This is a genomic window from Aeromicrobium phragmitis (assembly GCF_003674095.1).
Taxonomy (GTDB): Bacteria; Actinomycetota; Actinomycetes; order Propionibacteriales; family Nocardioidaceae; genus Aeromicrobium; species Aeromicrobium phragmitis.
The window spans coordinates 1-283 of the sequence record NZ_RDBF01000306.1 but is presented as its reverse complement, the minus strand read 5'-3'; the positions used below and the strand labels follow the sequence as shown (position 1 = coordinate 283).

Annotated in this window: 1 protein-coding gene; it reads right to left on the bottom strand. The window is 66.4% G+C overall.

Annotated features, from left to right (window positions below):
* Nucleotides 1-283: sodium:solute symporter family transporter (locus D9V41_RS17480; RefSeq protein WP_424922817.1), on the bottom strand; the 283-nt coding region annotated here is incomplete at both ends.

Here is a 283-nt window from a genome sequence, read left to right as displayed (position 1 = left end):
GAGGAAGGCCTGGCCCTTGCCGCTCGCGTCGGCGGCGGTGCCGAGCAGATCGGAGAGGTTGAAGCCGAACTTGGCGAGCACGAGCACGCTGATGAGCAGCGTGCCGAACATCAGCAGCACGGCTTTGACGATCTGCACCCACGTGGTGCCCTTCATGCCGCCGACGACGACGTAGAAGATCATCAGCACGCCGACGGAGACGATCGTGATGTTCTTCGCCGCCTGGCTGTCGACGCCGAGCAGCAGCGCGACGAGTGCGCCCGCGCCGACCATCTGCGCCAGC